10 protein-coding genes are annotated in these 4908 nt (G+C 68.2%); 1 reads left to right on the plus strand and 9 read right to left on the minus strand.

What is annotated here, in order from left to right; all coding sequences use genetic code 11:
• Positions 1–464: 464 nt before the first annotated feature.
• On the plus strand, positions 465–857 hold the full coding sequence (locus tag JOZ79_RS09280; protein ID WP_294073467.1) for a GFA family protein: 393 nt from the start codon (positions 465–467) through the stop codon (positions 855–857).
• A gap of 25 nt (positions 858–882) precedes the next feature.
• On the opposite strand, the gene JOZ79_RS09285 is transcribed toward JOZ79_RS09280, so the two are convergent.
• The 9 genes from JOZ79_RS09285 to JOZ79_RS09325 form a co-directional block, all read right to left on the minus strand.
• Positions 883–1068 carry a DUF3606 domain-containing protein gene (locus JOZ79_RS09285; RefSeq protein WP_294073468.1) on the minus strand — a complete coding sequence of 62 codons (186 nt, stop codon included), beginning with the start codon at positions 1066–1068 and terminating at the stop codon, positions 883–885.
• Positions 1069–1180: 112 nt separating this feature from the next.
• The gene (locus tag JOZ79_RS09290) at positions 1181–1426 is read right to left on the minus strand and encodes a hypothetical protein (protein ID WP_294073470.1); all 246 of its coding nucleotides are present in this window, start codon (positions 1424–1426) and stop codon (positions 1181–1183) included.
• Positions 1427–1570: 144 nt separating this feature from the next.
• Positions 1571–2116 carry a hypothetical protein gene (locus JOZ79_RS09295; protein WP_294073472.1) on the minus strand — a complete coding sequence of 182 codons (546 nt, stop codon included), beginning with the start codon at positions 2114–2116 and terminating at the stop codon, positions 1571–1573.
• Positions 2117–2223: 107 nt separating this feature from the next.
• Complete coding sequence (locus JOZ79_RS09300; RefSeq protein WP_294073473.1) at positions 2224–2421, minus strand: hypothetical protein; 198 nt, start codon at positions 2419–2421, stop codon at positions 2224–2226.
• 136 nt (positions 2422–2557) lie between these two features.
• On the minus strand, positions 2558–3178 hold the full coding sequence (locus tag JOZ79_RS09305; RefSeq protein ID WP_294073476.1) for a hypothetical protein: 621 nt from the start codon (positions 3176–3178) through the stop codon (positions 2558–2560).
• Positions 3179–3241: 63 nt separating this feature from the next.
• Positions 3242–3574, minus strand: a complete 333-nt coding sequence (locus JOZ79_RS09310) for a hypothetical protein (RefSeq protein WP_294073478.1) — start codon at positions 3572–3574, stop codon at positions 3242–3244.
• A 98-nt stretch (positions 3575–3672) separates the two neighbouring features.
• Complete coding sequence (locus JOZ79_RS09315; RefSeq protein ID WP_294073480.1) at positions 3673–3936, minus strand: DUF2171 domain-containing protein; 264 nt, start codon at positions 3934–3936, stop codon at positions 3673–3675.
• A 94-nt stretch (positions 3937–4030) separates the two neighbouring features.
• Positions 4031–4609, minus strand: a complete 579-nt coding sequence (locus JOZ79_RS09320; RefSeq protein ID WP_294073482.1) for a hypothetical protein — start codon at positions 4607–4609, stop codon at positions 4031–4033.
• On the minus strand, positions 4606–4908 hold a 303-nt coding region (locus tag JOZ79_RS09325; protein ID WP_294073484.1), incomplete at its 5' end, for a hypothetical protein. The genes JOZ79_RS09325 and JOZ79_RS09320, both read right to left, overlap by 4 nt.

Below are 4908 nucleotides of genomic sequence, written 5' to 3' on the forward strand. Positions count from 1 at the left end.
GAGGCACTTAATGTGACGGAAATGCCTTAAACTTCAATGACGGCAACGATTGCCGTCACGGAGTGAGTCCGTGACGTCGGACGGGTTCGCTCGGTTTAGCCTCGCGCCCCGCCGGCCGGTTTCCGCCGGCTCTACGCCGAAGCTCGAGGTTGCGATGCAACCGCTCCCTTCGGCTCGGCGGCGGAAATTGCTGTCCTACAGGCGGCGGTTCGTGGTTCATCCTGCGGCATGAGCACTGGCCATCATCATCGTCCGCCCCCGCCCACCCCTCCGCTCGCGCCCGCGCGCCTGTCTCGCTGGTGCCCGCGGCGCCGTGCCTTGCGCCCTCGCGCGCGTGATGAGGGGGACCTTTGTGACTTTCCGCGCCGCCAAGGGTTGAGTGCTGCTCGCGCGTAGCGAGTGCGACCTTTGCGACGTTCCGCGCCGCCGGCGGCCGGCGCGACGCCCCTCGGAGGAGATGCGTGATGACCCAACTGACCGGCGGCTGCCTTTGCGGCGACGTCCGCCTGACCGCTCGCGGGGAGCCGTATCGCGTCGGCCTCTGCCACTGCCTCGACTGCCGCAAGCATCACGGGGCGCTGTTCTTCGCGGCCGGCATGTTCCCCGCCGACGCGGTGACGGTCGAGGGCGAGACCCGCGACTGGCACGGCCGCCACTTCTGCCCCCGCTGCGGCTCGTCCGTCTTCAACCGCTACGGCGACGAGATCGAGGTGCACCTGGGCGCGCTCGACGAGCCCGGCCGGCTCACGCCGACCTATGAATGCTGGACCGTCCGCCGCGAGCCCTGGCTCCCGGTGTTCGACCTCCTGCACCGCTACCCCCGCAACCGCGAGCGTTCGGGCCGCTCGGAGGATTAGGCGTGGCAGCGGTTCGGGCCGCCGCTCAGCCCTTCAGCTTCTCCGCCGCCGCGTCGAGGGTCGCGCGGTCGTTGCCGAGGCTGGAGATCAGCTGCTGCGCCTGCTCGCGCGAAATGCCGTGCTTGCGGGCGAAATAGTCGAGCTCATAGCCCTCGCCGCCCGCGACCTGGCTGCGGTCGCGGCCGCCGCGATTGGTGGTGTCGTCGGACATGAAAACCTCCTGGATGCGTTGCTGCGCGTCCAACGCCGGGCGGATTCGGGCGGTTCCGGGATGGGCAGCGGCGGCGGCGTCGGCGGGCATCGCCGCGCGGGCCGGGGCTGAGTCAGGCGCCGACCGCGGCGATCTTCGGCGGTGGCGGCTTGCCCGGCTTCTTGGTCCGGCCCATCGACCAGTTCGCCTGCAACCGCACCTGCGGATTGGGCACGCACCAGATCTCGCCGCCGTCGTCCATGCCCACGACCCACAGCAGGTCGAACTCGGGACCATAGTCGATCACGGCGATCGCGAACCCCGGCCCGCGGTCGACGACATGGAGCGGGATGGGCGGATCAAGCTGGGTGAAGGCCATGCCTGCTCAACCCGCCTGCGCACCGCGGCGTTCCTGCAGCTGGACCAAAGACCGCCCAGGCGCCGCGCAGCAAAAAGGCAGCACGATCGCTCGCGCTGCCTCCTTGCTTGTCCGCTGCCGGTCACCGGCGGCGAACGCGTCCGCTTAGTGGGTCGCCATTCCGATCTTCAGGTCTTCGTCAAGGAAAGCCTTGATGCCCGAACCCTGCGGAATCTTCGAGCTGGTGCCGGTCATGAAGAAACCGGCGATCGGCACCAGGGCGACCGCAGCGACGACGCCGGCAGTGCCGGTCGTCCCATGCTCGTCGAAGTTGCCGGTAAGCCGGATCAGACGGTCGCCGACGCGAACGTTGAGAACGCGCGCAGTGATGTGGCCGGACTTGCCCCACATGCCCTTGTGCCGAATTTCGGTAATCTCGCCGACAGCCGGGCTTCCGGCCGGAATCACGACCGCATTGCCGAGCATGACCGGACTGGCGACGGACATCCTGAACTGCTGGCCTTCGCGAATCGTCTTGTTGTTCGAATCCAGGCCTTCTTCAAGGCGCAGCGGAACTTCGGCGCCGGCGCGCAGGACATTGTCGGTCGCAGGCGCGATGATGGCGGCCTGCGGAGCGGCAGGAACAGCGCTTGCCTGCGGCGCAGGCGTCTGGGTGGCCGCAATCGCAGCCAAGGCAATCAATTGAATCATACATCCCCCTGTTGCTTGCTCCCCCGAGCAAGGAGCCGCAACGTGGCGGAGGCTGTTGAATTTGTCTAGGCGATTAAAGGGTTAACACAGCGACCCGGCCGCGGCGCTTACGCCAGGCGGCGTTCCGCGCCGAACTGGGCGACGAGCCGGGCGCCGTCCCACAGCTCGCACTTGGAGCCGATGGCGGCGGTCTCGGCGACGGCGATCGCCTCGGCGTCGCTGCTCGCCTCGATGAGGCCGCCGGTGAGCGTCATCTCCGATCCGTCGTAGCAATAGACCCGGTACGTCTTGAGTGAAGTGGACACGGGCGTGCTCCTCGATGCGCAGCGGGAGCTCTCCATTCGTCTCTCGGGCACCGCTGAGCTGAAGGCAGGAAGCGGCGCTGCAACTTCCATACACCCGTTCGCACACAAAACCTAATGTCGGCCAGCCGACCAGAGGCTAATTCGCGCCGGCTTGCGGCATCGGCGAAGGCTGTGGGGCCGGAGCCGTCGAGCCCGTCCGTGGCGCAACCGCGGCCGCCTTCGCCTTGGCCGCGGCGGCCTGCGCTTCCTTGGCTTCGCGGCGCTTCTTTGCGTCGACGTAGAGCTGATACTCACCTTCCTGCGGCTCGGTCACGAACATCTGGCCAACGTTGCCGCCCTCGATTGCGCGCTTCGCCATTTCCCCGAGCACCATGGCGGCACTGGCGAGGTCGATGCCGACATTGCCGCGGCAGCCCATCGGCCCCACCAGCGCGCAGCTGTTGACCTGCATGGTTTCGGCGTCCGGCCGCCGCGGCTGGACATGGGCACGAGCTTCACGGCGGGCTTCGAGCACGTCAGGATCAATCCGATAGCCCTGCGGCTTGGGCGCGCAGACGACGATGGTGCGGGAGTCACCGGCTGCAGTCTGGGCATCGCAGCCGTCCGGACGGTCGGGCGGCGGCACCTTCCGCGCTTGCGCCGCCGTCGCCGGCGCAGCAGCGGCGGCAGCAGTGGCCGGAGCAACCGCGGGAGCCGGCGGGCCGGCGACTGCCGCCTGGGCCAGGGCCGCCAGCACGAGTTGGAAACCGGATGCCATCCGTCATCCCTCGCGGCGGGGAGATTGCCGGCCGATGAACGTCATTGAGTCCGCAACCGAACTTCAGCGCATCTCGCGCCGGGCTTCCTGGAGCCAGCCCCTGGGCGCGGTGCCGGCTTCGTGCACGGCGGACGACGGCGGCGGCGAGCGGACCGACGATTCCTCGCCGGGCCAGGCGACGATCATCATCGCGATGGTCATGACGCCGAGGATCGCCAGAAGGGCCAGGAACGGCAGCGTGCTCATCATGAAGCGCGGCGTCTCCGGCTCCGATCGCGGCCGCAACCGGCGCCTCGACCGCGACGCCGCATCGCGTCGCCGCATGTGCACCAGATAATCGTCGATGCGCGTCCAGTCGCGCGCTGCCGGCGGCGGAGCGAGTCCGTCCTTCTTCATTCCGCGTCGTCTCTGACTCCGGGACAGGGGATGCAATCGGTCCCCCGCCTCGTTGAGCCCAACCGAAGCCAGAGCGCGGCCGCCGGCGTCATCGCCGGTCAGCCGATGGGCTGTCCGGACTGCTCTTCCTCGAACAAGTCGGCGACGACATCTCCGCGCGCCGACAGGCGCACCGTGTCGCCCTCGATGTCGGCGACGAGGCCGCCGGGCAGGTAATGATGGTGCTGCTCATGCCCCATGCCGCTGTCGTGGCGGATCAGCTTGATTCGGTTGCCTTCCACCTTGTCGACGGTGCCGATCGGCGCGCCGTCGGCCCCGATCACATTCATGTGCTCGCGAATCTGGTCGAGTGCAGTCGTCATTGGGAGTCCCTCCTTGCGCTCCCCTGCCAACGTTCGGAACGCGCGTAAGGATGCATGGAGGTCCTGCCCAACGACAGTTTCGCATGAACAGTGCTCAGCGCGGATGCGGCGCGCTTCCCGGCGCAACGACCGAGTCCGCCGCGCCGGGGCCGCCATTGGGATTTACCCCGGCTTGCCGGCGAACCCACTTGATCAGCTCGTCGAGCTGGATCGCCTGTTCGGTCGCGATCAGCGCGTCAGAAAGTCCGTCTTCACCGGCGGCTTGAGGAGGTCCGACGGCGGCAGCGGATAGGCCGGGCACTGGCGCTGCTCCGCCAGTGCCGGGATGGGCTGGGGCCGCGGCAAGCTGTGCCCGCAGGCGGTCAGCAGTAGAACGAGCATCGGCAAGGCGCTTCTCATAGTCATCACTGGTCCTTTGATTGATGGTTTGCTGTTCGCCGGCGACGCGCGTCGCGTTGGCCTTGTCGTCGGCCCGGGCCTGCTCGACGGCTTCGCGATAGGCGGTGGTGGTCCGAGCGAAGGCGAGCTGCTCGTCGGCATAGAGCTTTTCGAAGCGGTCGCTCTCCCTGTGCCAGTGAATGGCGGCGACGTGCTGGGCGAGGACCAGGCCGATCAGGCCGATGCTGGCGACGAGGCCCGCGATCCCCTGCCAGTTGAGGAGGCGCAGGATCATGGATGCACCTCGGCGCATTCGGCGTCCGCTTCGAACGTCGCCCCATCGCGTCCGGCGGACATCCGCAGCCGGCCGACTGGTCCTCCGGCAAGAAGCCCGACGATCACGGCGACGTTGGCGGCAATGAAGCCGCCGAGCGCCCAACCGAAGATGAGGACGATGCTGTGCTGCTCTTCGATGGTCCAGCCGCCCCACATCAGGAGCGCGACCATGGCGACTGCACAGGCACCGCAGAACATGCCTCCGGCGGCGGCGAGGATGCCGTAAATCAGCCGCTGGCCTTCGGCGAAGGTGCCCGG

The organism is Sphingomonas sp., from assembly GCF_019242355.1.
GTDB lineage: Bacteria > Pseudomonadota > Alphaproteobacteria > Sphingomonadales > Sphingomonadaceae > Sphingomicrobium.